This window comes from Streptomyces sp. NRRL F-6676, assembly GCF_000725625.1.
Taxonomy (GTDB): Bacteria; Actinomycetota; Actinomycetes; order Streptomycetales; family Streptomycetaceae; genus Streptomyces.
Genome location: NZ_JOHS01000025.1, coordinates 12,460 through 37,453, shown reverse-complemented (window position 1 = coordinate 37,453; position 24,994 = coordinate 12,460). Strand labels below are relative to the sequence as shown.

The window sequence follows — 24,994 nt, the reverse complement described above, 5'->3', positions numbered from 1 at the left end:
CACTGGCGCGATGTGTGCACCCGGTGAAGGCCCGGAAAGCGTGGCGAATCGTCGTTACCGACGGGTACCAAAACGCCGCGACCCGGCATACCCTGCGGCTCATGACCGACGCCCAGGCCCCCGCGCCGACCCCCCGCACGGCCACCCGGACCACCCCGTCCGACCCGGACGCGGCGGCCGGCACCAACCCCGTCGCCCCCGCCCCCGACGGTGTGCGCACGGCCGCCGACGTGGTGACGCCGGAGCTGGTCGCCCGGTTGGCCAAGGGCGTCGTCGGCTCCGGCCGCACCGCGAGCCACACCCCGTTCACCGGGGAGAAGCTCGCCGACCTGCCCGAGTCGACGCCCGAGGACGTACGGAAGGCGTTCGAGGAGGCCCGCGCCGCGCAGACCGTCTGGGCGCAGGTGCCGGTACGCGAGCGGGCCGCCGTGCTGCTCCGCTTCCACGACCTGCTCCTCGAACGCCAGGGCGAAGTCCTCGACCTCGTCCAGCTGGAGACCGGCAAGGCCCGGCTGCACGCCCACGAGGAGGTGCAGTCCGTCGCCGTCACCGCCCGCCACTACGGCCGCAGGGCGCGCGCCTACCTGCGGCCGAAGCGGCACACCGGCGCCGTACCGACCCTGACCAAGGTCACCGAACTGCGCCACCCGCGCGGCGTCGTCGGCCAGATCGCCCCCTGGAACTACCCGCTGGAGCTGTCCGTCGGCGACGCGCTGCCCGCCTTCGTGGCCGGCAACGCGGTCGTCATGAAGCCCGACACCGAGACCTGCCTGACCGCGCTGTGGGCCCGTGACCTGCTGATCGAGGCGGGACTGCCGGACGGGGTCTTCCAGGTCGTGCTCGGCGAGGGCCCGGTCGTGGGGCCCGAGGTCGTCCGGTACGCGGACTACGTCTCCTTCACCGGCTCCACCCGCACCGGCCGCGAGGTCGCCCAGGGCGCCGCCGCCCGTCTCGTCGGCGTCTCGCTCGAACTCGGCGGCAAGAACGCCATGCTGGTGCTGGAGGACGCGGACGTGGAGAAGGCCGCCGCCGGCGCCGTCCGCGCCTGCTTCTCCTCCGCCGGACAGCTCTGCATCTCCATCGAAAGGCTGTACGTCCACGAGTCGGTCGCCGACGCCTTCCTGGAGCGCTTCGCCGCCCGCACGAAGGCCATGCGGCTCGGCACCTCCCTCGCGTACGGCGCCGACATGGGCTCGCTCGTCGGCGAGCGCCAGCTGGAGACCGTCACGCGGCACGTGGAGGAGGCCGTCGCCAAGGGCGCCCGGGTCGTGGCCGGGGGCGTGCCCCGCGCGGACATCGGCCCGTACTTCTACGAGCCGACCATCCTCGACGGCGTCGAGACCCCCATGTCCGTCTGCGGCGAGGAGACCTTCGGCCCGGTCGTCTCCGTCTACCGCTTCGGATGCGACGACGAGGCGGTCGAACGCGCCAACGCCACGTCGTACGGGCTCAACGCGTCGGTCTGGACGAAGGACGCCCGGCGCGGTCGCGCGATCGCCGCCCGGCTGCGCACCGGCACCGTCAACATCAACGAGGGATACGCCTCCGCCTACGGCAGCGTCCAGTCGCCGATGGGCGGCATGAAGGACTCCGGCCTCGGCCGCCGCCACGGCTCCGAGGGCATCCTCAAGTACACCGAGGCCCAGACCGTCGCCCAGCAGCGGCTGCTGCCGATGGCCCCGTCGCTGGGCATGGACGACGAGAAGTACGCGGCGTTCATGAGCCGGAGCCTGCGGCTGATGAAGGCGCTGCGTCTGCGCTGACCCACCCCACCACCGCCCGTTCTCAACGAGGAGAGCACGTGTCGCAGGAGAACTCTGCCCGGACCCGGGACGCGGGCGGGCACCACCGGGAAGCCGGCACCGACGTCCGCCCCCACGCCGACACCCACGCGTACGACTACGACGTCCTCGTCGTCGGCTCCGGTTTCGGCGGTTCCGTCACCGCCCTCCGGCTGACCGAGAAGGGCTACCGCGTCGGCGTCCTGGAGGCCGGCCGCCGCTTCGCCCGGGAGAGCCTGCCGAAGAACTCCTGGGACCTGAAGAACTACCTCTGGGCGCCGCGCCTCGGCATGTACGGCATCCAGCGCATCCATCTGCTCGGCAACGTCATGGTGCTGGCCGGCGCGGGCGTCGGCGGCGGCTCCCTCAACTACGCCAACACCCTCTACGTCCCGCCGAAGGCCTTCTTCGAGGACCCCCAGTGGCGCGACATCACGGACTGGGAGGAGGAGCTCCGGCCGTACTACGACCAGGCCCGGCGCATGCTCGGCGTACGGCTCAACCCGACGATGACCCCGTCCGACGTCCACCTCAAGGCGGCGGCCGAGCGGATGGGCGTCGGTGACACCTTCCACCTGGCGCCCGTCGGCGTGTTCTTCGGCGACGGCAAGGACGCCACGGGCGAGGCCGAGGCCGCCCCGGGCGCGGAGGTGCCCGACCCCTACTTCGGCGGGGCCGGGCCCGCCCGGCGGGCCTGCACCGAGTGCGGCGAGTGCATGACCGGCTGCCGGCACGGCGCCAAGAACACCCTCAACGAGAACTACCTCTACCTCGCCGAGAAGGCGGGCGCGGTCGTGCACCCCATGACCACGGTCGTCTCCGTGACCGACGACTCGCGCGGCGGCTACGCCGTCGCCACCCTCCCCACCGACGACCGCCGCAAGGGCGCCGGACGCCTCTTCACCGCCCGCCGGGTCGTCCTCGCGGCCGGCACGTACGGCACCCAGACCCTCCTGCACCGCATGAAGGCCGGCCGCCAGCTGCCGCACCTCTCGCCGCGGCTGGGCGAGCTGACCCGTACCAACTCCGAGGCGCTGGTGGGCGCACAGACCGACGACCGCCGCTATCGCAAGGCGCACGGCGCGCCCCGGGCCGACTTCACGCGCGGCGTCGCCATCACGTCGTCCGTCCACCCGGACGCCAGCACCCACATCGAACCGGTGCGCTACGGCAAGGGCTCCAACTCGATGGGCGGCCTGTCCATCCTCCAGGTGCCGTACGCGGAGGGCGGCTCGCGGGCACTGGCCTGGCTGGCGAACGCGGCCCGGCACCCCCTGCTGATGGCGCGCTCGCTGTCCAACCGGCGGTGGTCGGAGCGGACCATCATCGGGCTGGTCATGCAGTCGCTGGACAACTCACTGACGACGTATCTGAAGCCCAGCGGCACGGGCAAGGGGCTGCTGACGGCACGGCAGGGGCACGGCGCCCCCAACCCGAAGCAGATCCGGGCGGCGTCCGAGGCCGCGACCGCCCTCGCCGAGGAGATCAACGGTTTCGCCGGCAGCAACGTCGGCGAACTCATGGGCACCCCGCTCACCGCGCACTTCCTGGGCGGCTGCCCCATCGGCGACTCCGCCGACACCGGCGTCATCGACCCGTACCACCGGCTCCACGGCCATCCCGGCATCTCCGTCGTGGACGGTTCGGCCGTCTCCGCCAACCTCGGCGTCAACCCGTCGCTCACCATCACGGCACAGGCCGAGCGGGCGATGGCGTACTGGCCCAACAAGGGCGAGCCGGACCCGCGTCCGGCGCCGGGGGCGGCGTACGTGCGCCTCGACCCGGTGGAGCCACGCCACCCGGCGGTCCCGGCGGAGGCGTTCGGCGCGCTGCGGCTGCCGTTCCTGGGGGTGCCGGCGGTGCCGCCGAAGAAGTAGGCCCTTGGTTTTCGGTTCTTCGCTCTCGGCCCTGCGTTTTGGCCCTGCGTTTCGACCTTGCGTTTTGGTTCTGTGCTTTCGGTCCTGTGCGGACAGAGGAGAAGGACCTGTGCCCCCCTCCTGGCTCAGGTCCTTCTTCTCTGCTCTGCGAGGCGAGAGGCGGGCCTCCGGGGAGACCCGCCTGTCGGGCCTCCGGGGAGGCCCGACGGCCGTCAGACGGCCGCGTTCCCGCTCTTGCGGCGGCGCACCGCGAACACCGCGCCCGCACCGGCGACGACGGCGATGCCGCCGACGAGTCCGATGGTCGGCAGCATCGAGCTGGAGCCGGTCTCGGCGAGGCTGCCGGTGACCGGGAGCTCGGCGGCGCCGCCCTGCGGCTTCTTGCCGCCGACCGGCTTCTCGCCCTTGTCACCCTTGTCGACCGGAGTGGCCTGGCCCGGGTTCTCGTTGTCGCTACCGGGCTTGAGCACGGTGAACTCGTAGTAGCCGAAGGTGTTGTGGACGCAGTTCAGCTTCTCGTCCACGTAGCCGCCCAGGCCCACGGTGAAGCCGTCGCCGGCCGGGGCCTTGGCGGTGATGTCCAGGCGCAGCTGGATGTCGACGGTCTCCTTGGCGCCGAGGTCGGTCTCGCCGAAGAAGATGCCGTCGCCGAGGTCCTCCGAGATCGACTTCCAGGTCTTGGTCTCCGGGTCGAGGTACTGGACGCGGGCGTAGTTGCTCAGCCAGTCCTTCTCGTTCTCGCTCGCCGAGTCGTTGTCGACGAGCACGAACCACTGCACGGTGCCGAGGGACTGGTCGCTGTGGTTGGCGGCGGTCAGCGTGAACTTGTGCCAGCCGCTGCCCGCGACGATCTTTCCGGGCAGCCCGGAGACGCCGACGGTCAGCGCGGAGCCGTCGTCGCCGTTGTCGTCGACCGGGCAGTCGGACGGGTCGTCGGACGGGGTCTCCTTGGCCGTCGAACCGTCGCTCGGGGTGGCCGGGGCGGAGGACGAGGGCGTGCCGCCCGGCTGCTCACCGGTCTTGTCGGTCCCGTCGGTGTCGCCGGTCCCGTCGCCCGCGGAGTCGGAGCCGTCCGAGGACGTGGTGTCGTCGCCGGGCGTACTGGTGTCACCCGAGCCGTCGGCGTCGTCGCCCGCGGCGGGGGCCGTGCCGGTGGTGGTGTCGTCGGTCGGCGTGGTGCCTGTCGTTTCGGTGGACTGGGTCGTTCCGGTACCGGTGGCCGGGTCGGTGTCGGCGAAGGCGGCGCCCGCCGCCATCAGCGACAGCGGGGCTATGGCGGCCGTCGCGGCGGCGGTGACCAGAGCGCGGCGAAGCTTCATGAAGACCTCGAGAAGTCGGGCGTACCGCCCCCCTGGCGGCACGAACGGCGGAGGCCTCCGCGTGTGGGGCGCGGGTGTGGCCCTTGGTTCCGATGGTGTGACCGACCGCAACCGGCAATGGTTGTCCCCGTCTTCACGAAATTCTTATGTGGAATGGGTCACATGGAGTCGCGTGGCGGGACTTGGCGGTTTCGCGCAGCGGTGGCAGGGCGCGCGCGAAGGGCCCCGTGGAATTCGCCGGTGCGGCGGGCGTGATGTTCCACGGGGCCCTTCTCTGCGCCGGCACCGGTGGTCAGGGCGGCATCGGTGCCGGGGGGAACGGCGCGGGGGAGGGGAGCGCCGTCGACATGTGGTTGTTCGTCGCCGGTCGGCCCCGGGCGTCCCCGGGACCGGCCGTCTCTTGGGTGACCGGGCTGCTGTCCCCTGCCGTCCGGTCACAAGCCTGGGGCGAGGTCCCACGACGTACGGCGTGAACCCCGTACGTCTCATCGCCCCAGCGGAGCCACGCGTGGTTTCTTCGGGCCCGCCCCTGGCTGGCACGGACACCTCTACCAACGACGAGTTGTGGCGTGGGTCACGCACTGGAGGAAGAGAGGTTCAGACCCGGCCGCGGCACAGCTCGAGCAGGGTCATGGCGAGGGTGGTGCCGGGCTTGCCGAGGGCGTCGCTGTAGCGGCCGAGGATCTCCATCTCGCGGGAGAGGTTCACGCGACGGCCGCCGGAGGCGATGCGGGCGTCCTGGATGACGGCGGAGACGGCCATGCGTTCCTGGACGAGGCCGAGGATGCGGTCGTCGAGGGCGTCGATGCGGTCGCGGGCGCCGGTGATGAGGCCGGCGGCCTCGGCGGTGCGGGCACCGGTCTTCTCGGTGGTTCCGGTGCTCCCGGCCTTCTCGGTGGTACCGGTGGTTCCGGTGGCCTCAGTGGATCCGGCGGCCTCGGTGGTTCCGATGGTTCCGGTGGTCTCGGGGTGGGTCGCGGTCATCGGGGGCTCCTTGTCGGGGGTGGCTCTCGACGGCCCCGGGGGCGACAGGTCCCGCACACGCAGAGCGCCCCGGGCCTGTGTGGCCCGGGGCGCCTGGGAAGTCGCTTGTCAGTTGCTCAAGCAGCACGACCATGGCAGCCGGCGGGCCGGTTGCCATAGGTAAAGAGGAAGGTCGGGTGCGTGGTGAGCATGGGGCCAGTATGCCGTGCGCAAACGGCACGTCCAGTCGGGCCCGCATGATGAGACGGGCGCCAGGAAGCGACCCCCGCCCCGGCGAACCGTCGGCCGCGGCCTCCCACCCGCCCCCGGTAGACTCGACCCCACACACCCCTTGCTCATCCGCCGGAAGGCAACCCGTGTCAGAAGCGTCCCCCGCCACCCCCGACACCGTCCTGGTCGTCGACTTCGGCGCGCAGTACGCCCAGCTCATCGCCCGCCGCGTTCGCGAGGCCCGGGTGTACAGCGAGATCGTGCCGAGCACCACCCCGGTCGAGGACATGCTCGCCAAGAACCCGGCGGCGATCATCCTCTCCGGCGGCCCCTCCTCCGTCTACGAGGAGGGCGCGCCCACCCTCGACCGCGCGCTGTTCGAGTCCGGCGTCCCCGTCTTCGGCATGTGCTACGGCTTCCAGCTGATGGCACAGACCCTCGGCGGCACCGTCGACAACACCGGCGCCCGCGAGTACGGCCGCACGGAGATGGCCGTCAGCAAGCCGTCCTCCACGCTCTTCGAGGGCACCCCCGCCGACCAGTCCGTCTGGATGTCGCACGGCGACGCCTGCTCCGCCGCCCCCGACGGCTTCAGCGTCACCGCCTCCACGGACGTCGTCCCGGTCGCCGCCTTCGAGAACGACGAGAAGAAGCTCTACGGCGTCCAGTACCACCCCGAGGTCATGCACTCCACGCACGGCCAGCAGGTCCTGGAGCACTTCCTCTATCGCGGTGCGGGCCTGAGCCCCTCCTGGACCACCGGCAACGTGATCGAGGAGCAGGTCGCCGCCATCCGTGAGCAGGTCGGCGACAAGCGCGCGATCTGCGGCCTGTCCGGCGGCGTGGACTCCGCGGTCGCCGCCGCCCTCGTGCAGAAGGCCATCGGCTCGCAGCTGACCTGTGTGTACGTCGACCACGGGCTGATGCGCAAGGGCGAGACCGAGCAGGTCGAGAAGGACTTCGTGGCCGCGACCGGCGTGCAGCTGAAGGTGGTGGACGCCAGCGAGCGCTTCCTCACCGCGCTCAAGGGCGTCAGCGACCCCGAGCAGAAGCGGAAGATCATCGGCCGCGAGTTCATCCGGGTCTTCGAGCAGGCCCAGGCGGAGATCATCGCGGACGAGGGCCCGGCGGTCGAGTTCCTCGTCCAGGGCACCCTCTACCCCGACGTCGTCGAGTCCGGCGGCGGCAGCGGCACCGCCAACATCAAGTCCCACCACAACGTGGGCGGCCTCCCCGAGGATCTCGAGTTCCAGCTGATCGAACCGCTGCGCAAGCTGTTCAAGGACGAGGTCCGCATGGTCGGCCAGGAACTCGGCCTGCCCGAGGAGATCGTCCAGCGCCAGCCGTTCCCCGGCCCGGGGCTCGGCATCCGGATCGTCGGCGAGGTCACCAAGGAGCGGCTCGACCTGCTGCGCGACGCCGACGCGATCGCCCGCGAGGAGCTGACCGCCGCCGGCCTGGACCGCGACATCTGGCAGTGCCCCGTGGTGCTGCTCGCCGACGTCCGCAGCGTGGGCGTCCAGGGCGACGGCCGCACCTACGGTCACCCGATCGTGCTGCGTCCGGTCTCCTCCGAGGACGCCATGACCGCCGACTGGTCCCGGCTGCCGTACGACGTCCTCGGCAAGATCTCCACCCGGATCACCAACGAGGTGCGCGACGTCAACCGCGTCGTCCTCGACGTGACGAGCAAGCCGCCAGGCACCATCGAGTGGGAGTGAGCACCGTCCCGTGAGGGCGGTACTCAGGTCCGCCGGAGGGTCCGCACCGGCTCTCCCGGTTTCCAGACCTGGACGACCAGATACGTGTCGTCCTCGACGGCCGTCCGCGTGACCTCCGTCAGCTCGGTGCGGAAGAGGTGGAACGGCTGCGGCGGTTCCACCTCTTCCACGTACGCGGCCCGCACCGCCGCGTCCGTCACCTCCACCGCCCGCCCGCAGACCCGTACGTCCCCGCCGCCCATCGCCGTGCCCGGGCCCTGGTTGGCCTGGAGCGCGAAGCGCGGATCGCGGCGCAGGTCGAGCGCCTTGAGCGAGTCCGGCATCATCCCGAACCACAGCTCGCCGTGCAGGAACCGCACCTCCATCCCGCTGGTGCGCGGCGCACCGTCCCTGCGGAGCGTCGCCAGTGTGTGGTGGGTGAAGGCATCGAAGCGCTCCTGGGCCGTCCGCGCCAGTTCCGGCTCCGCGGCCGCGAACTCCGCCCATCGTGCGCGCGCATGCGTCGTGTCCATACGACTGATCATTGCCTGCAAAGACGACACCTTGTGTCGGGTATTGCACAGGGCCGGTCGGTGCCTGGTCACCGCCCGCCAACTCTTCTCCGAAACCTCTGTCCTCCCGGGACGGACCGGCGGTAACTTCCGCCCCGTGAACGAAGCAAGTGCGGGAGCACACATGCACGGACCCACCCCGCCACCGCCCCTGCCCACCGACAAGCTCCGGTTCGCGCTGCCGCCCAAGCACGAGTCGGCGGACGCCGAACGCCGCCACCGCAAGGAACGGCTGGCCGGAGCCCTGCGGATCTTCGGCCGCCACGGCTTCGAGGACGGGGTCTCCGGCCACATCACCGCACGCGACCCCGAGTTCAGCGACTGCTTCTGGGTCAACCCGTTCGGCATGCCGTTCGGGCACGTCACCGTGAGCGACCTGGTGATGGCCAACTCCGAGGGCCAGGTCGTCGAGGGGAACTACCACGTCAACCAGGCGGCGTTCACCGTGCACGCGCAGGTGCACGCCGCCCGGCCCGACGTCGTCGCCGTCGCCCACTGCCACTCCGTGCACGGACGCGCCCAGGCCGCCCTCGGCGAGCTCCTCGACCCGCTCACCCAGGAGAGCTGCGCGTTCTACGAGGACCACGCGGTGTACGAGGCCTACACCGGCGTCGCCGTGGACGCCGAGGAGGGCCGCCGGATCGCCGCCGCCCTCGGCAGCCGCAAGGCGCTGGTGCTGCGCAACCACGGACTGCTCACCGTCGGCGACTCCGTGGACGCCGCGGCGTGGTGGTTCCTGTCCATGGAGCGCTCCTGCCAGGTGCAGCTCGCCGCCCGTGCCGCCGGCCGCCCCGTGCTGATCGGCCACCGGCAGGCCACCGCGACCCGGGAACAGCTGGGTGGCGACCTCGTCGCCTGGATCAACTACCAGCCCCTGTGGCAGCACATCAGCCGCAGCGAACCGGACCTGCTGAGCTGAGCCCCCGGCCGGGCTTCCGACCGGGTCTCCGGCGCGCGTGCACCGCCGCTTCACGCCGTCCGTCAACCCGCGTATGACGCATTCACTCCCACTGACCGGACCTGGCCGACGAACACCCCTCCGGGTACGGCACAATTCGTCGTCGCTGGGGAGTGGCAGACGGGCCGGACGCATCGCGGAACCGGCCGTACCAAGGCACGGGACGTGGGGAAGGCGGGCATCGGGCGTGGCGGTGCAGGAGGCGAGACAGGGCGCGGAGCCCACGGCCCACCGGGGCGGTTGCACATGCGGTGACTGCCCGCACGGCGCCCGCGAGGGGCACCGGCGCGCGGTGGCGGCGTTCCTCGCGAAACGGGACGGGTACGCCTCCGGGCAGGGGCTGCCGGCGGCCGTCGCGCACTCCGCGTCCGCGTCCCGGCAGTGGGTCTCGGACGAGCTGACCCAGTCCGCCGACGCCGTCGCCGAACGCGGTCGTGCCGAGGGCGAGGCATGGCTGGCCCGGCTCTGGCACCGCACGGCCTGCGCCGTCTGGGGCGGCATCGCGCTCCTGCTGCTGGTCCAGGCGCTCACCGCCGTCGGCGCCGGATGGTCCACGGCCCGCACCGCCGGACTGCTCGCCGCCGTGCTGGTCGGCGCGGCGCTCACCGGCGCCGGGTACTGGCACCGGGCCCGCGGCGGCGTCCTGGCCCCCGTCATCGGCGAGGACAACCGTCTGTCCACCTCGCGCGCGGTGGCCGCGGGCTGGGTGCTCTTCACGGTGTACGCGGTGCTCGTGCTGGTCGGCCAACTGGCCGCCGCCTCCGCGCACGGCCGGCGCGACCGGCTGATCGCCGGGCTCGACCTCGCGCGCGGGGTGGGCGTGGTCACCGTCGTCGCCGTGGTCTGCGGGATCGCCGTGCTCGTCCGCCGGGTGGTCGGCCTGCGTGTCCTCGGCCAGCGCCTGCAAAAGGTGCCCGCCCACCGCCCGCGCGCCGCCGACCTGCTCACCGACGACTCCGGCCGGGGCAGCTTCGCCGACATCCAGTACGTGATGATCAGCGCCGTGGCCCTCGCCTTCGCCGCGGTGCGCCTGGCCCGCCGCCCCGACCAGCTCCCCGACCTGCCCTGGGGCCTCGCCGTCCTCGTCCTCGTCTCCGCGGCGACGTACCTCGCCGCCAAGTACGCCGAGGGCGGCCGCCCGGTGGTCCTCTCCGTGGTCCGCGCCCGGGAGGCGGGCGACCTGGACGCCCCGATCCGCACCGGCGACGACATCGAGATCCGCGGCGCCGGTTTCGTCCCCGCCGGCGCCCAGTCGGCGGACCGGCTGTCCCGCATGGTGGTCCGCATCGGCGCCGTCCACGTCCACGTCCCCCTGGTCCCGGTGACCGGCGGCTTCGACAATCCCACGGACACCCTCCTCACCGTCCCCGTCCCGGCCGACGTCGAGCCGGGCCGCGTCGACGTCCAGGTGGTCACGGCCGCCGGAGTGGAGACCAACCGCGTGACCATCGAGGTCCTCGACTGAGCCACCGGGGTGAGCAACACCCCCAAACCACGCATGCCGCACCCCCGAAGCTGTCTAAAACATGTCAGTACGCGGTCGGACCGTGAAAACGGGCCTGATCGTTGAGCCGTCCCCGCCTTCCGTACGTATGGTTGGTTGAGATCTCAACAGTCCAGCGGGCGAGAGGCGGCGACCGGCAGTGACTCATGGCATCCGTTCCGAGACGCACACCCTTCATGTGGGTGAGCAGCGCGGCTGGCGGGACACCGCCACGCGGTACGCCCTCCTTCCCCTGCGGATCTTCCTCGGCATCACCTTCATCTACGCCGGCATCGACAAGCTGACCGACAGTGCCTTCATGTCCGCCTCCGGCGCCGGCTCGCTCGGCGACACCATGCGCTCGGTCCGCGACTCCTCGGCGATTCCGGCCCTCGTCGACCTGGCCCTGAAAAGCCCGGTCGGCTTCGGCTACGCCATCGCCCTCGGCGAACTCGCTGTCGGCATCGGCACGCTGGTCGGCCTGCTGACCCGTCTCGCCGCCCTGGGCGGTGCGCTGATCTCGCTCAGCCTGTGGCTGACCGTGAGCTGGGCCTCCGACCCGTACTACTACGGCAACGATCTCGCCTATCTCATGGCCTGGCTCCCCCTCGTCCTCGCCGGTGCCTCCGTCCTCTCCCTCGACTCGGTTCTCCGCACCCGCCGCAGGCAGCGAACCCCGGCGTACTGACGCCACGCGCGCGGCCCGCGCGAGACCCGTTCCCGTCCGCCCGGCCTCCCGCCCGGCAGGACCGGACGCTTCTCTCAGACCGGTGTCTCCGACGAGGCCGAGGCGGACGACGCCGCACGGCCCCGCCGGCGGCGGCGCACCGCCCCGCTCGTCACCCCCGCCACGCCCGCCAGGCACAGGCCCGCCGCGACGATCGGGATGATCAGGAACCACGGTGTGCTCCACCAGCCGCCCGCATCGCCCGCGTAGGCGATCCCCGCGGCCGTGAGGGCCAGTCCCGCTATCAGCCGGCCGGGCCGGAACTCATGACGCGGCACGGGTCACCTCCACCTGTCCGACGCCGACCTGGAGCCGCAGGTCGAACGAGCCCCCGGTCTTCTTCTCACCCGCCGCGGGAGACAGCGTCACCCGCTTGTGCTTGTCCGGGGCCACGTCCACGTCCTTCGACGTGTCACCCGGCAGCTGTATGTCGCCGATGCCCGCGTCGATGTCCAGCCTGACCGTGGCACCCGGTGGGAGCACGACCCGGAGCCGGCCGATCCCCACCTCCGCGTCGGCCCGCACGGTCCGGTCCTCGGCCGGGCGTATTCGGCTCAGGTCGAGCGTCCCCTCACCCGTGCCCAGGTCGTAGCTCTCCCGGACCGCGGCCGCCGAGGCGGGCGACCAGGTCGTCCGCGCCCAGTGGGTGCCGATGTCCTTCGGCAGCGCCGCCGAGGCGGCGAGGAGCCCCGCCGTGATCACCGCCAGGATGATCGAGCCGGCGCCCGTCCGCCCTGCGAAGGCGCTGATCGCTATGCCCAGGCCGAACACCACCAGGGCGCAGGAGAGACCGGTCTCCAGACTGGTGCCCAGGGGGTGGTCGTCCCAGGTCAGCCACGTGCCCAGGCCCCCGGCCAGCAGGGCGAGCAGGAACACCCGGCCGCCCATGCGGCGCGGACCGCGCGGCCGCAGCCTCGGTACCGGCGGTATGCCCAGGCGGTACGGAATGCCGTGGGCGATGTTGACCGCGGCCCTCACGTCCGGGTCGGGAACGTCCGGCGGGCCCCACAGATAGCCGGTGCCTCCCTCGTGCGTGCCGTCCTTGACTATCGGGTCCCGCCACCAGGAGGGGTAGGCCGCCGCCACCGGCGGGGCCGTGGCCTCCGGCGGTGCGTCGGCGGCGGCCTGGGCGGCCAGCGGGTCGGGAGCGGGGGCACCGCGCCGCCGGGACCAGTACCCCGCGCCGGCCAGGAGCAGCGAGAGGACCGTGGCGAACGCCAGCATCGTGCCGTTGTTCAGCAGGGAGAGGAAGACCCCGCAGCCGACCAGTGCGAACAGCACGGCGGCGAGCGCCGGGCCGTCGACGCGCCCCGTCAGCAGCTTGCGCACCTCGTTCTCCTCCTCGTCCTCGAACGGGACGAAGAGCCAGACGAAGCCGTAGAAGAGGAGACCGAGGCCGCCGACCGCGGACAGCACCGCCAGACCCACCCGGAAGATCACCGGGTCCATGTCGCACTGCCGGCCCAGCCCCGCGCACACCCCGCCCAGCATCTTGTACCGGCGGTCACGACGGAACCGGTGCGGCACCTCGACGCCCGGCGCGTCCCCGGCGGCTGCCGGGTCCTCGTGCGCGCGCGGTTCCTCTCCGAGGCCCGGTCCGGGCGCTCCGGAACCCGGTACGTGCCCGGGCCCCGGTCCGGGCGCGGACCGCCCCGGCCCGGCCTCCGGCCGCGGAGCGCCCGGGCCCGGGCCGGAACCCGGCCCCGCTGCCGCGTGTCGCTGATCTGTCATGCGTCCATCGTCCCCGCCCCACCGCCCGCACGGCAGCAGGGATGACCCTGGCAGAACCCTGATATCCGACCGGGCCGCCGCCGGGGAGATGTTCGATCACCAGCGGGCCGAAGATCAGGGGAGTCTCGGGGACGATCCCTGATACCCGCCGTCCGCCGGACGTGTGACCATCGATGGCATGCCGGAAGCCGCCACAGCGCCACTCGCTCCTCCGCGGCCCCCGCGCAAGCTCTACCGCAGCAGCGACGGACGCTGGCTGGGCGGGGTGGCGCGAGGGCTCGCCGGACACCTCGGCCTGCCCGTGATCTGGGTCCGGCTGGTGTTCGCGGGGCTGTTCATGGCGGACGGCCTGGGCGCCCTGCTCTACGCCGCCTTCTGGTTCTTCGTGCCGCTCGGCGTCGGCGGGGTGGACGACCGCCGGCCGCCCTCCCTGGTCGGCACCGAGACCTCGCCCGACGGCCGGCGCAGACTCGTGGCCCGCAAACCGGACAGAGGGCAGATCGTCGCCCTGCTCCTCATGGTCGTCGTGGCGATGGTCTTCGTCGGCAACGTCAATCTCGGCGACGGTGCCAAGGCCTATCTGTGGCCCGCGGTCCTGGTCGGCGCGGGCGTCGCCCTCGTCTGGCGCCAGGCGGACAACGCACGGCGGGCCCGCTGGGCCGAGGTCGGCCGCCGCCGGCGCACCCTGACCCTGCTCCGCTCCGCCGCCGGTGTCCTGCTGGTCACCGCCGGAGTCTCCGCGATCTTCGTCCTCCAGGGCTCCGCCGCACATCTCGGCTCGGTCCTCCAGGCCGCCCTCGCCGTCCTGGTCGGCATCACGCTGCTTGCCGGTCCCTACCTCATCCGCATGACACAGGACCTCTCCGAGGAGCGACTGATGCGCATCCGCGCCCAGGAGCGCGCGGAGGTCGCCGCCCACGTCCATGACTCGGTGCTGCACACCCTGACCCTGATCCAGCGCAACGCGGAGAACGCGGGCGAGGTGCGGCGCCTGGCCCGCGCCCAGGAGCGCGACCTGCGCGCCTGGCTCTACAAACCCGAGGGCAACGGCAAGGAGGAGGACGAGGAGCCCGACACCCTGGCCGAGGCCGTCCGGCGCCACGCGGCCGAGGTCGAGGACAAGCACGGCGTCCCGATAGAGGTGGTCGTGGTCGGCGACTGCCCGCTCGACGAGCGCATCGGACCGCAGATGCAGGCCGCGAGGGAAGCCATGGTGAACGCCGCCAAGTACGGTGGCGACGGCGGTCCGGTCCAGGTCTACGCCGAAGTCGAGGGCAGGACGGTCTTCGTGTCCGTCCGTGACCGCGGCCCCGGCTTCGACCTCGATGCGATACCCGCCGACCGCATGGGAGTCAGACAATCGATCATCGGCCGCATGGAGCGCAACGGCGGCACGGCACGGCTGCGTGCGGTGCCCGACGGCGGCACGGAGGTCGAGCTGGAGATGGAGAGGGCGGAGAAGACGTCATGAGCGACGCGAACGGGGCGACCGGAGCGGCCGGGCCGGAACCGGAGGGCGCGGGCGGGGGCGCGGCCGGACGCCGGGTGCGGGTCGTACTCGTCGACGATCACCGCATGTTCCGTACGGGGGTGCAGGCCGAGATCGGGCAGACGGAGACCACCGGGGTGGAGGTCGTCGGCGAGGCCGCGGACGTCGACCAGGCGGTGAGCGTCATCACCGCCACCCGCCCGGAGGTCGTCCTCCTCGACGTCCACCTGCCGGGTGGCGGCGGCGTCGAGGTGCTGCGCCGCTGCGCACCCCTGATGGCGGACACCGAACAGCCCGTGCGGTTCCTGGCCCTGTCCGTCTCGGACGCGGCGGAGGACGTGATCGGGGTGATCCGCGGCGGCGCCCGCGGCTACGTCACCAAGACGATCACCGGCTCCGACCTCATCGCCTCCGTCTTCCGGGTCCAGGAGGGCGACGCGGTCTTCTCCCCGCGTCTGGCCGGGTTCGTCCTCGACGCCTTCGCCTCCACGGACGCCCCGCCGGTCGACGAGGACCTCGACCGTCTCACCCAGCGCGAACGCGAGGTCCTGCGCCTCATCGCCCGCGGCTATGCCTACAAGGAGATCGCCAAGCAGCTGTACATCTCGGTCAAGACGGTCGAGTCCCATGTCTCGGCGGTGCTCAGAAAACTCCAGCTCTCCAACCGCCACGAGCTGACCCGCTGGGCGACGGCCCGCCGGCTGGTGTGACGCGGCGCGGGGGCGGCGGCGCCGCTCCGGGCGGGGCGCCAGTCGGCCCGGGTGCCCCCGCCGGGCCGGTGGGGCGGGGTGCCCCGGGTGCCCGGGGCCGACCCCGGCGGGTCGGGGTGGGGCAGGGCCCGATTAGGCTCCGGACCCATGGACGTACTCATCCACCTCTTCGTCGGCCTGCACATCATCGGGATCGCCGCGCTGCTGGGCGGGTTCCTCACCCAGGCGAAGGCGATGGGCCGCGGCACCGCCCGGTTCGTGCCCGGGATGCTGCACGGTGCGCTGACGATGCTGGTCACGGGTGCGGTTCTGGTGGGGCTCAGTCAGGCGAACGACTACTCGGTCGACACCGTCAAGATCGGCACCAAGCTCGCGCTGCTGATCGTCATCCTGGGGCTGGTCTACGTCAAGCGTGACGAGGAGACGGTCGACAAGCGGCTGTTCGGGCTGGTCGGCCTGCTGACCACGGTGAACATCTTCATCGCGGTCCTGTGGACCTGACGGACCGGACCGCTCGCAGGGGCCCCTCGGCCGCGCCCACGGCGACGGCCAGGCACGCCGCCACCGCGATCCACAGCAGCACCTGTCCCGGCGTCCGCAGCCAGCCGGCCTCCAGCGCCGACGCGGCGGACAGCAGGGCCACGGCCGTCATGCCCAGCGGGAACACGGTCGACCAGCGCCGTACGTCGTAGCGCGGGCGCGGCCACCGCAGCTCGGTGGCCCACAGCACCACGTACCAGGCGAGGGCCAGCACCAGCAGGGTGATGGTCATGGAGTGCAGTACGTCCTGGTCGTCGCCGCTCCACAGGTGCGCGGGCCCCTTGCCGGCCTTGAGCAGCTTGGTCCCGGCCAGCGCGGAGATCGCGAGCGCGCCGCCCGCGACCCACTCGTCGCCGGAGCCCCGCGCGAGCTGCCGCCAGTCGAAGAAGTACAGGGCCGCGGTGTAGAGGGCGAGCCCCAGCCAGAAGAACACCAGTGCCACATGGGCGAGCCACGGGGTGTGCACCGCGCGGGCCAGGGTCGCGCCGAGCACGGCGGGCCCCTGCGTCGCCACACAGCCCAGGAACACCGCACCGGGCATACCGCGTCGCCAGCCCCGTAGAACAAGGAACAGCAGGACCGGCCACAGGGCCACCGCGAGGGCGAGCAACGCCTCCGCCAGGGTCTGCCGACCCAGGGCGGAGAGCCGTGACCCCAGCACGGTCGTCGCCGCCACGGCGCTCAGGGCGGCCGGGCTGCCCGACTCCGACAGCCACCGCCGCGGGTCGCGCAGCAGCCGTAGGACGAAGTCGGCGGCCAGCCCCAGCCAGGCCGCGACGGTGACGGCCAGAGCGATGCGGGACAGCACGTCGTAACCGGTCAGGTCCAGCCCGACCGAGAGGATGCCCGTCGCCATCACGGCGGCCCCCGCGGTGGGCGGGCGCTGCGCCCACCAGGCCAGCAGCGCGGAACCGACGGTCGTGGGCCGGGGGTGCGGGGAGCTGCCTGCCATGGGCTCCATGGGTTCCATGGGTTCGATGCTAGGAAGGACCGGCCGGGTCGGTCCGGGGGCACGCGCGCGGAGGACGAACAGGACGAAAAAGCTCCACGCGCGCGTGGAGCACGAAAAGGAGCCACGCGCGCGTGGAGCACGGAAAGTGCCGCGGTGCGGGCCCGGGCAGGCCGGGCGGGCAGGAGGGCCGGGCGCGCGCAGCGGTGCGGGGGCTGCGCGAGCGCCGTGGTACGGAGCCTGCGCGAGCGCCGTGGTACGGGGCTCCGGCACGCGCCGTGGGGCTCGGGTGCGGCGATACGCTTACGGCGTGTTCGATTCGGCCGACTTCGACCTGGCGCCGTACGCGGGCGTCGACGCGGAATTGCTCGTGCGGCACACGCATTGCAGCTGGGAGGCGTCCGGCTGGCGGTCGCTGCTGGTGCAGTGCCTCACGCACAGTCAGGAGGCGGAGCAGCTGGAGCTGCCCGGGACGGCCGACCTCCACCTCGTCCTCTGCACGAACGGGGACACCGTCATGCGAACCGGCACGGGCGGCAGGACGGTGCGGCGGCGCTGGGTCCCCGGGCGGCTGGAGCTCATGGTTCCCGGCCGTCCGACGACACGCAGCTACCGCACGGCGTCCACGCTGCGGACCACGCAGGTGCATGTCCCGCGGGCGACCGTCGACCGGACGGCGGCGCAACTGGGCGGCGGGGAACCGGACTACGAGGCGTTGGCCGCCCGGCTCGGCGCGGGCGACGCGGTGGTCGAACACGTCCTGCGCGCGCTGGCGGCCGCCCGGGACGAGAGCGACCTCTACGCGGAGTCCGCCGCCTCCTTCCTCACGACGCACCTGCTGACCCGGGGCCGCGACCACGCTCACCCCCCGCCCGGCCCCGAACGTACGGCCGTCCGCACGGGCATCGCCGTCATGCGGGAGCGCCTGGCCGATCCGCTCACCCTCGCCGACATCGCCGCCGAGGCCCACCTGAGCGTCTACCACTTCATCCGCGTGTTCCGCGACGCCACCGGCGAGACGCCGCACCGGTTCCTCACCCGGCTGCGGATCGAGCGGGCACGGCAGTTGCTGGCCACCACCGCCCTGACCGTCGGTCAGATCGCGGAGCGCTGCGGGTTCTCCAGCCCTGGGGCGCTGTCCTCGGCGTTCCTGTCCCATGTCGGCGTCCGGCCGTCGGTGTATCGCAAGAACGCGTAACCGGGTGGGCAATTCCGCGCATGTCGTGTGCGGTCACGCTTTCCTAGCCTGGGGTGATGTCTCACAGCTACAAGGTGACGTCCCACTCGCGGGCGACCCCCGCCGCCGTCTTCTCGCTGCTCGTCCGGGGAGGTACGTGGCCGTCGTGGTCGCCGCTCGACGCGGCCGGACTGGAGGGCGGCGGGAACCCTGACGAGCCGCAGACGGTGGGGGACGTCCGAGTGTTCCGGACCGGCCGCTCGGTCTCCCGGGAGCCGATCGTCGAACTGGTCGCCGACCGGAGGTTCGTCTACGAGAACGTGAGCGGTCCCTTCCGTTTCTATCGGGGCGTCGTCGAACTCGCCGAGGCGCCGCAGGGCGGCACGGACATCACCTGGTCGGCGACCTTCGCACCGAAGGTTCCGCTCACGGGACGCCTCCTGCGGCGGTACCTGACCGGCTTCATGCAGCGGATGGCCGACGGACTCGCGGAGTACGCCGGCCGGTCCGACTCCGGCCCTAGGCCAGGCGTATGACGCCGCGGACTGCCGCCTCGCCGGCGAAGTACACCGACTCCTCGCGTACGTACGCGCCTGGGCGGGGGGCGTGGATCATCATGCCGTTGCCCGTGTAGATGCCTACGTGGCCGAGGTCGTCGTGGAAGAAGACCAGGTCACCGGGGCGGGCGGCGGCGAGCGGAACGGTCGTGCCGCAGCGGGCCTGCTCGGCAGGAGTGCGCGGGAGCAGGAATCCGGCGGCCTTCCAGGCGGCCTGGACGAGGCCGGCGGCGTCGTACGAGCCGGGGCCGGTCGCGCCCATGACGTACGGCCGCCCGGTCTGCGCCCGGGCGAACGCGGCCGCTGCCCCGGCCTTGTCGGCGGCGGGGACACCCGCCGCCGGGGGGCCGGCCGTGACGGTGCCGGGGGAGGCGGGGCCGGCGAGGTCGGGCAGGCCGCCCGGGGTGCCGATGGCGGGGAGGCTGCCCGTGCTCTCGATGGTCGGGAGCGAGTCGCCGCGGCCGGTGGGGGCGTACGTGCCGGCGCCCGCGGCGGCCGGGAAGGCGACGGTGGCACCGCTGGGCCCGTTGCCGCCGGCCCCGGGGTACGCGTCGACGTGGCCGGCGACCGGGAAGGACCCGGCGCCGCCGGTCGTGCCCGCGGCGGGGAAGGACCCGGCGCTGCTGGTCGTGCCCGCGGCGGGGAAGGACCCGATGCCGTCCACGGCCGGGAAGCTCCCGGTGGTGCTCACGGCGGGGAGAGCGCCGGTGACGCTCGCGGCGGGGTACGCGGGGGCGCCGCCCGTCGCCGGGTAGGCGGCGGTGGTGGGCGCGGTCGGATACGCCCGGGAGCCGCCGTCGGCCGGGGAGCCGCTGCTCGCGCCGGGGCCGGCGGCCGGGTAGGCACCGGTGTCGCCCGCGGCCGGGTGCGTTCCGGCGCTGTGCGCCGCCGGGTACGCGCCGGAGCCGGCGTCGGCCGGGAAGCCGCCCGTGCCGTGCACATGGGGGAAGGGGCCGGTGCCGTCCACGACCGGGCTCGGCCCCGTGCCGTCCACTGTCGGCATTGGCCACATGCCGTCCACTGCCGGGAACGAGCCCGTGCCGTCCATGCCGGGGTACGCGTACGCGCTGCCGAGGGCTGGGAAGGAACCGGTGCCGTCCGCCGACGGGAACGACCCGGTGACGCTCATCGCGGGGAAGCCCCCCGTGCCGCCCATCGCGGGGAACGACCCGGTGTTGTCCACGCCCGGATACGTACCGGCGCCGCCGAGGCCCGGGAAGGCGCCCGCGCCGCCGGCCATCGCCGGGAACGAGCCCGTGTTCTCCACACCCGGGTACGCCCCCGTGTCGCCGACGGCCGGAAACGACCCGCTGGCACCGACGGACGGGAAGGATCCGGTGCCGTCCATGGCGGGGAAGGGGCCCGCACTGCCCGCACTCGCGTACGCGCCGGTGGTGCCGACCGCCGGGTAGGAACCGGTGCTGCCCACGGCGGGGAAGGAACCAGTCCCCTCCACGGCGGGGAAGGAGCCGTTGTAGCCCACGGCAGGAGATGGACCCGTACTGCCCGCCCCCGGGTACGTGTCGGCGGTGCCGACCGCCGGGTACACGCCGGTGGTGTCGGCCACCGGGTAGGAACCGGTGCTGCCCACGGCCGGGAGGGAGCCGGTGCTGCCCACGGCCGGGAGGGAGCCGGTGCCGTCCGTGGCCGTGAAGGACTCAGCACCGCCCGCGCCCGGGTAAATCCCCGCGCTGCCGGGCGCCGGGAAGGAACCCCTGCCGTCCGCAGCCGGGAAGGAACCCGTGCCGCCCGCGCGCACGGCGTTGTCCGCCGCGGACCCGGTGAGCGGCCCTCCCGCGTACGACTCCGTGCCGCTCCCGAGCACCCCTGCCCCGAACGACCCCGAACCGTCCCCGACCGCCGCGTACGCGCCCGAGGGCGTTCCCTGTCCCGGGGCGGGCGCGGGCGCGGGGGGCGTCCACGGCTGTGAGGCCGGCGCGCTCCGCAGTGCCGCGTGCGGTGCACCCGTTCGCTGCGACAGCAGTACGCGCGCCGTGGCGAGCTTCCGCTGCGTCGCGTCCTTGGACGTCCGCGGCGTCCGCGGCGTTCGCTGCGGCGCGTTCGGCGAGGCCGGCCTCCGAGGCGCCGGCAACGCCGGCAGCTCCGGCCCTGACCTGCCCCGGCCACCCGGACCACCCCGGTCACCACGACCGTTCAGACCATCCGCCACACCATCAAGACCAGCGGCACCACCAACACCACGGGCACCACCGGCATCACCCGCACCGCCGCCCGGCGCGTCCGTTCCACCCGTACGCCCCGGCCCGAGCGCCGGTATCGCGCGGCCGGGGCCCAGCGCGGGCGCGCCCCCTCCCGGCCGCCGCTTCTCCGTCGCGGCGATCAGTTCGGCGACCGTCCTGTCGATCGACGACTGCCGCAGGCGCGACGGGTGCCCGTCCGCCGGACGTCCGGCGGACCGGCCCGACGAGGAACGGCCCGGGCGGTCCGGGCGGTCCGGGCGCCGGTCGGCCGGTAGCACCGCGGCCACGGAAGGACCAAGCTTCGCGCGCGCCGCGTCGAGCCACTGCGTGCGCTTGGCCGCCTCCGCCGCGGCCCCCGGCTGCTGCCGCTCCTTCGCGGCCATGACGCGCGTCGCGTTGTAGTTCTCGGTGGCCGTCTCGACCCGTTGGTACAGGTTGTCGATCCGCTGCTGGACCTCCGCACGGCTCGGCGCCGGCGGCTCGGCCCCGGGCGCGGAGTCCGCCGCCGGGGGGATCAGAGCCATGGGGTCCAGGGCCCCCGCGGCGAGCGCGGGCGTTCCCGGTCCTGCGGCGGGCGTCCCCGGCCGTGCGGGGACGACGGGGTACACACCGGCAGGAAGCGGTTTCTGGTCCGACGCCAAGAGAGGCGACTCCTTCCGTACTCCGCCTACCGGGTTAGCTGTCGGATTCGGGCGGATGGTTCCGGAAGGACTGCCCTACGGCCCGTGCGCGCGGGGCGGTTGGGCCGATTCACCCCAGGTCTCGGTTGGGTCCCCGGCTCCGGTCGGCCGTGGGGGCGGGCCGGACTCGGCGGAGGCCGCGCGGCCCGGCGACGTTCGCCGGTTGCGTCGAGCGGCCTGTCGGCACCGTAGCCAACTTGTGTCCCTCGTGTGAAGGTCGAAGTGCGTTATGTCCGATACATTTTTGTGACCTTCGCGTGGGGATTCGGTTGCCGGAGCGGTCCGGACCAACCGGCGGAATCGTTCCGCCAGTTGGCCCGTCCACCGGCCCGTTTCCGCCTCGCCGCGCGGCCACCAGCGGTGATCGTGCCGGGAACGCCGCTCCGGCGCCCGGCCGTGCCGCCGGGTCCCCGCCGGTACGGCGGATCCGCCGCCGCGGCTGAGAGCTTCGTCACGCGGGAGGCCCAGGCGCCCCGCGTACTGCCGAGGACCGCCCCGTGTACCGCCGCGTTCCGCCCCGCGTGCCGCCGAGAATCGCCCCGCGTACCGCCCCGGCCGCCCCGCGTACCGCCCGGAGTTTCCGAGGGGGCGGCCGGTTGTCGGTGGGGCGCCCTAGACTCGGAGAGCGATGAGCAGCCTCTTTGACGACAGCTTCCTGGCGGACCTCCAGGCCCCGCGGGCCCACGAGGAGGAACCCCCGCCACCGCCCGAGGACGAGCACGCTCCGGAGCAGGTTCCGGACGATCTGTTCGGCGGGAAGTTCGACACGCCTCCGGACCGGGACTCGTACTACCGCAACGGCGCCCCCCGCCCCGCCCTCGACGCGGCCGCGCTGCTCGACGGGCTGAACGAGAACCAGCGCGCGGCCGTCGTGCACGCCGGCTCCCCCCTGCTCATCGTCGCCGGCGCCGGCTCCGGCAAGACCCGCGTGCTCACCCACCGCATCGCCCATCTGCTGGCCGAGCGGAGCGTCCACCCAGGTCAGATCCTCGCGATCACGTTCACCAACAAGGCCGCGGGCGAGATGAAGGAGCGCGTCGAACAGCTCGTCGGCCCGCGCGCGCACGCGATGTGGGTGATGACGTTCCACAGCGCCTGCGTCCGCATCCTGCGCCGCGAGAGCAAGCGGCTCGGCTTCACCTCGTCCTTCTCGATCTACGACGCCGCCGACTCCAAGCGCCTGATGGCCCTCGTCTGTCGCGACCTGGACCTCGACCCCAAGCGCTTCCCGCCGAAGTCCTTCAGCGCCAAGATCAGCAACCTGAAGAACGAGCTGATCGACGAGGAGGACTTCGCCGCCCAGGCCGCCGACGGCTTCGAGAAGACCCTCGCCCAGGCCTACGCCATGTACCAGTCGCGGCTGCGCGAGGCCAACGCGCTCGACTTCGACGACCTGATCATGACGACGGTCAACATGCTGCGCGTCTTCCCGGACGTCGCCGAGCACTACCGCCGCCGCTTCCGGCACGTCCTGGTCGACGAGTACCAGGACACCAACCACGCCCAGTACGCCCTCGTCCGCGAACTGGTCGGCACCTTCGAACAGCCGGTCGACGTCCCGCCGGAGGCCCAGGTGCCGCCCGCCGAACTGTGCGTCGTCGGCGACGCCGACCAGTCGATCTACGCCTTCCGCGGTGCGACCATCCGCAACATCCTCCAGTTCGAGGAGGACTACCCGGACGCGACGACGATCCTGCTGGAGCAGAACTACCGCTCCACGCAGACGATCCTCTCCGCCGCCAACGCGGTCATCGAACGCAACGAGTCCCGCCGCCCCAAGAACCTGTGGACCAACGCGGGCACGGGCGCGCGGATCACCGGTTACGTCGCCGACACCGAGCACGACGAGGCCCAGTTCGTCGCCGACGAGATAGACCGCCTCACGGACGCGGGCGAGGCCAAGGCGGGCGACGTCGCCGTCTTCTACCGCACCAACGCCCAGTCCCGTGTCTTCGAAGAGGTGTTCATCCGCGTCGGCCTGCCCTACAAGGTCGTCGGCGGTGTCCGCTTCTACGAGCGCAAGGAGGTCCGGGACGTCCTGGCCTATCTGAGGGTCCTCGCCAACCCGGAGGACTCCGTTCCGCTGCGCCGCATCCTCAACGTGCCCAAGCGGGGCATCGGCGAGCGCGCCGAGGCGATGATCGACGCCCTCGCGCAGCGCGAGCGGATCAGCTTCGCGCAGGCGCTGCGGCGCGTCGACGAGGCGTACGGCATGGCGGCCCGCTCCACCAACGCCGTCAAGCGGTTCAACGTGCTGATGGAGGAACTGCGGACGGTCGTCGAGTCCGGGGCGGGTCCGGCGACGGTCCTGGAGGCGATCCTCGAACGCACCGGCTATCTCGCCGAGTTGCAGGCGTCGACGGACCCGCAGGACGAGACCCGGATCGAGAACCTCCAGGAACTCGCCGCCGTCGCCCTGGAGTTCGAACAGGAGCGCGGCGCGGGGAACGGCGCGGGGGGCGCGGCGGCAGCACCGGACGCCACCGCGGCCGAGGGCGCGGGAGCGGGAGCGGATGCCGCAGGTGCGGCAGCGGATGCCGGGGACGCGGGCGCGGGCGCCGAAGGCGTCGCTGCCGCTGCCGATGCCGATGCCGGTGCCGGTGCCGGCGCGGGCCCCGGTGGCACCCTCGCCGACTTCCTCGAACAGGTCGCCCTGGTCGCCGACTCCGACCAGATCCCGGACGAGGAGGACGGCTCGGGCGTCATCACCCTGATGACCCTGCACACCGCCAAGGGTCTGGAGTTCCCGGTCGTCTTCCTCACCGGCATGGAGGACGGCGTCTTCCCGCACATGCGTGCGCTCGGACAGACCAAGGAACTGGAGGAGGAGCGGCGACTGGCGTACGTCGGCATCACGCGCGCGCGGGAGCGGCTCTACCTGACCCGCTCGGCGCTGCGCAGTGCGTGGGGACAGCCGTCGTACAACCCGCCCTCCCGCTTCCTGGAGGAGATCCCCGACCAGCACGTGGAGTGGAAGCGGACGGGGTCGGCCGGTGCGCCGGCCGGGGGCGGCAGGCCGGGGCGCGGCTCGGGCGTGGCGGCCTCGCTGTCGTCGTCGCTGTCCTCCTCGTTCCCGTCCCGTTCGCGTTCCTCGGCGGCGGGGGGCGCGGGGTTCGCGACCGGCCGGGGCGGCGCGGGGGAGAAGCCGGCCGTCGACCTGTCCGTCGGCGATCGGGTCACCCACGACCAGTTCGGCCTCGGCACGGTGGTCTCGGTCTCCGGCGCGGGCGCGAAGGCGGAGGCGACGATCGACTTCGGCGACACCAAGCCGAAGCGGCTGCTGCTGCGGTACGCGCCGGTGGAGAAGCTCTAGCAGGAGCGGTCCGGTCCGCCCGGGAGGGCGGGACCG

19 protein-coding genes and 1 riboswitch are annotated in these 24,994 nt (G+C 73.0%); of the genes, 12 read left to right on the top strand and 7 right to left on the bottom strand.

The features are described from left to right. Positions 1-101: 101 nt before the first annotated feature. Positions 102-1,763: a succinic semialdehyde dehydrogenase gene (locus IO29_RS17575; protein ID WP_030380433.1), complete on the top strand. Its 1,662-nt coding sequence runs from the start codon at positions 102-104 to the stop codon at positions 1,761-1,763. A 38-nt stretch (positions 1,764-1,801) separates the two neighbouring features. Further along, complete coding sequence (locus IO29_RS40050) at positions 1,802-3,658, top strand: GMC oxidoreductase (protein ID WP_030380432.1); 1,857 nt, start codon at positions 1,802-1,804, stop codon at positions 3,656-3,658. A gap of 212 nt (positions 3,659-3,870) precedes the next feature. Here IO29_RS40050 and IO29_RS17565 read toward each other — a convergent pair whose 3' ends face one another. Both IO29_RS17565 and IO29_RS17560 read right to left on the bottom strand, forming a co-directional pair. Beyond that, positions 3,871-4,977, bottom strand: a complete 1,107-nt coding sequence (locus IO29_RS17565) for an LAETG motif-containing sortase-dependent surface protein (protein ID WP_030380431.1) — start codon at positions 4,975-4,977, stop codon at positions 3,871-3,873. Positions 4,978-5,574: 597 nt separating this feature from the next. Then, positions 5,575-5,961 carry a chorismate mutase gene (locus IO29_RS17560; protein ID WP_030380430.1) on the bottom strand — a complete coding sequence of 129 codons (387 nt, stop codon included), beginning with the start codon at positions 5,959-5,961 and terminating at the stop codon, positions 5,575-5,577. 356 nt (positions 5,962-6,317) lie between these two features. On the opposite strand from IO29_RS17560, the gene guaA reads away from it, so the two are divergent. Further along, a complete protein-coding gene (guaA, locus tag IO29_RS17555) occupies positions 6,318-7,892 on the top strand; it encodes a glutamine-hydrolyzing GMP synthase (RefSeq protein ID WP_030380429.1) in 1,575 nt (524 codons plus the stop codon). A gap of 23 nt (positions 7,893-7,915) precedes the next feature. Here the strand turns inward: guaA and IO29_RS17550 are convergent, their stop codons facing one another. Further along, positions 7,916-8,404, bottom strand: coding sequence for a pyridoxamine 5'-phosphate oxidase family protein (locus tag IO29_RS17550; RefSeq protein ID WP_030380428.1), 489 nt, complete (start codon positions 8,402-8,404; stop codon positions 7,916-7,918). A gap of 163 nt (positions 8,405-8,567) precedes the next feature. On the opposite strand from IO29_RS17550, the gene IO29_RS17545 reads away from it, so the two are divergent. The 3 genes from IO29_RS17545 (at position 8,568) to IO29_RS17535 (ending at position 11,572) form a co-directional block, all read left to right on the top strand. After that, the gene (locus IO29_RS17545) at positions 8,568-9,362 is read left to right on the top strand and encodes a class II aldolase/adducin family protein (RefSeq protein WP_030380427.1); all 795 of its coding nucleotides are present in this window, start codon (positions 8,568-8,570) and stop codon (positions 9,360-9,362) included. 226 nt (positions 9,363-9,588) lie between these two features. Further along, the gene (locus tag IO29_RS17540) at positions 9,589-10,866 is read left to right on the top strand and encodes a hypothetical protein (RefSeq protein WP_030380426.1); all 1,278 of its coding nucleotides are present in this window, start codon (positions 9,589-9,591) and stop codon (positions 10,864-10,866) included. Positions 10,867-11,044: 178 nt separating this feature from the next. Beyond that, entirely contained in the window at positions 11,045-11,572 is a 528-nt protein-coding gene (locus IO29_RS17535; RefSeq protein WP_030380425.1) for a DoxX family protein, read from the top strand. Between the two features lie 74 nt (positions 11,573-11,646). On the opposite strand, the gene IO29_RS17530 is transcribed toward IO29_RS17535, so the two are convergent. Both IO29_RS17530 and IO29_RS17525 read right to left on the bottom strand, forming a co-directional pair. Continuing rightward, on the bottom strand, positions 11,647-11,889 hold the full coding sequence (locus tag IO29_RS17530; RefSeq protein ID WP_030380424.1) for a hypothetical protein: 243 nt from the start codon (positions 11,887-11,889) through the stop codon (positions 11,647-11,649). Next, on the bottom strand, positions 11,876-13,342 hold the full coding sequence (locus IO29_RS17525; RefSeq protein ID WP_030380423.1) for a PspC domain-containing protein: 1,467 nt from the start codon (positions 13,340-13,342) through the stop codon (positions 11,876-11,878). Before IO29_RS17525 ends, IO29_RS17530 begins: the two co-directional genes overlap by 14 nt. Before the next feature lie 178 nt (positions 13,343-13,520). On the opposite strand from IO29_RS17525, the gene IO29_RS17520 reads away from it, so the two are divergent. The 3 genes from IO29_RS17520 (at position 13,521) to IO29_RS17510 (ending at position 16,042) form a co-directional block, all read left to right on the top strand. After that, positions 13,521-14,813 (top strand): ATP-binding protein, encoded by a 1,293-nt coding sequence (locus IO29_RS17520; RefSeq protein WP_030380422.1) that lies wholly within the window; start codon positions 13,521-13,523, stop codon positions 14,811-14,813. Next, positions 14,810-15,541, top strand: a complete 732-nt coding sequence (locus IO29_RS17515) for a LuxR C-terminal-related transcriptional regulator (protein WP_030380421.1) — start codon at positions 14,810-14,812, stop codon at positions 15,539-15,541. Before IO29_RS17520 ends, IO29_RS17515 begins: the two co-directional genes overlap by 4 nt. Positions 15,542-15,688: 147 nt before the next feature. Further along, complete coding sequence (locus IO29_RS17510) at positions 15,689-16,042, top strand: hypothetical protein (protein ID WP_030380420.1); 354 nt, start codon at positions 15,689-15,691, stop codon at positions 16,040-16,042. On the opposite strand, the gene IO29_RS17505 is transcribed toward IO29_RS17510, so the two are convergent. After that, entirely contained in the window at positions 16,020-17,033 is a 1,014-nt protein-coding gene (locus IO29_RS17505; RefSeq protein ID WP_030380419.1) for a tellurite resistance/C4-dicarboxylate transporter family protein, read from the bottom strand. The two genes, IO29_RS17510 and IO29_RS17505, sit on opposite strands and share 23 nt — an antisense overlap. Positions 17,034-17,340: 307 nt before the next feature. Here IO29_RS17505 and IO29_RS17500 point away from each other — a divergent pair, with 307 nt between their 5' ends. Together IO29_RS17500 and IO29_RS17495 are read left to right on the top strand one after the other, a co-directional pair. Next, positions 17,341-18,228: an AraC family transcriptional regulator gene (locus IO29_RS17500; RefSeq protein ID WP_030380418.1), complete on the top strand. Its 888-nt coding sequence runs from the start codon at positions 17,341-17,343 to the stop codon at positions 18,226-18,228. A gap of 56 nt (positions 18,229-18,284) precedes the next feature. Continuing rightward, positions 18,285-18,743 (top strand): SRPBCC family protein, encoded by a 459-nt coding sequence (locus IO29_RS17495; protein WP_030380417.1) that lies wholly within the window; start codon positions 18,285-18,287, stop codon positions 18,741-18,743. On the opposite strand, the gene IO29_RS40365 is transcribed toward IO29_RS17495, so the two are convergent. Further along, positions 18,727-20,589, bottom strand: a complete 1,863-nt coding sequence (locus IO29_RS40365; RefSeq protein ID WP_051707691.1) for an NlpC/P60 family protein — start codon at positions 20,587-20,589, stop codon at positions 18,727-18,729. The two genes, IO29_RS17495 and IO29_RS40365, sit on opposite strands and share 17 nt — an antisense overlap. 1,025 nt (positions 20,590-21,614) lie before the next feature. Continuing rightward, a riboswitch (cyclic di-AMP (ydaO/yuaA leader) is annotated at positions 21,615-21,788 on the bottom strand. Between the two features lie 485 nt (positions 21,789-22,273). Here IO29_RS40365 and IO29_RS17485 point away from each other — a divergent pair. Next, positions 22,274-24,958, top strand: a complete 2,685-nt coding sequence (locus IO29_RS17485; RefSeq protein ID WP_030380415.1) for an ATP-dependent DNA helicase — start codon at positions 22,274-22,276, stop codon at positions 24,956-24,958. The last annotated feature ends 36 nt before the right edge of the window (positions 24,959-24,994 follow it).

What these genes read in the sequence shown, in the direction of transcription:
- IO29_RS17575 (WP_030380433.1), top strand. Translation starts at nt 102, where the DNA reads ATGACCGACGCCCAGGCCCCCGCGCCGACCCCCCGCACGGCCACCCGG.
- IO29_RS17510 (WP_030380420.1), top strand. Translation starts at nt 15,689, where the DNA reads ATGGACGTACTCATCCACCTCTTCGTCGGCCTGCACATCATCGGGATC.
- IO29_RS17550 (WP_030380428.1), bottom strand. Translation starts at nt 8,404, where the DNA reads ATGGACACGACGCATGCGCGCGCACGATGGGCGGAGTTCGCGGCCGCG.
- IO29_RS17565 (WP_030380431.1), bottom strand. Translation starts at nt 4,977, where the DNA reads ATGAAGCTTCGCCGCGCTCTGGTCACCGCCGCCGCGACGGCCGCCATA.
- IO29_RS17495 (WP_030380417.1), top strand. Translation starts at nt 18,285, where the DNA reads ATGTCTCACAGCTACAAGGTGACGTCCCACTCGCGGGCGACCCCCGCC.
- IO29_RS17560 (WP_030380430.1), bottom strand. Translation starts at nt 5,961, where the DNA reads ATGACCGCGACCCACCCCGAGACCACCGGAACCATCGGAACCACCGAG.
- IO29_RS17515 (WP_030380421.1), top strand. Translation starts at nt 14,810, where the DNA reads ATGAGCGACGCGAACGGGGCGACCGGAGCGGCCGGGCCGGAACCGGAG.
- IO29_RS17505 (WP_030380419.1), bottom strand. Translation starts at nt 17,033, where the DNA reads ATGGCAGGCAGCTCCCCGCACCCCCGGCCCACGACCGTCGGTTCCGCG.
- IO29_RS17525 (WP_030380423.1), bottom strand. Translation starts at nt 13,342, where the DNA reads ATGACAGATCAGCGACACGCGGCAGCGGGGCCGGGTTCCGGCCCGGGC.
- IO29_RS17485 (WP_030380415.1), top strand. Translation starts at nt 22,274, where the DNA reads ATGAGCAGCCTCTTTGACGACAGCTTCCTGGCGGACCTCCAGGCCCCG.
- IO29_RS17520 (WP_030380422.1), top strand. Translation starts at nt 13,521, where the DNA reads ATGCCGGAAGCCGCCACAGCGCCACTCGCTCCTCCGCGGCCCCCGCGC.
- IO29_RS17545 (WP_030380427.1), top strand. Translation starts at nt 8,568, where the DNA reads ATGCACGGACCCACCCCGCCACCGCCCCTGCCCACCGACAAGCTCCGG.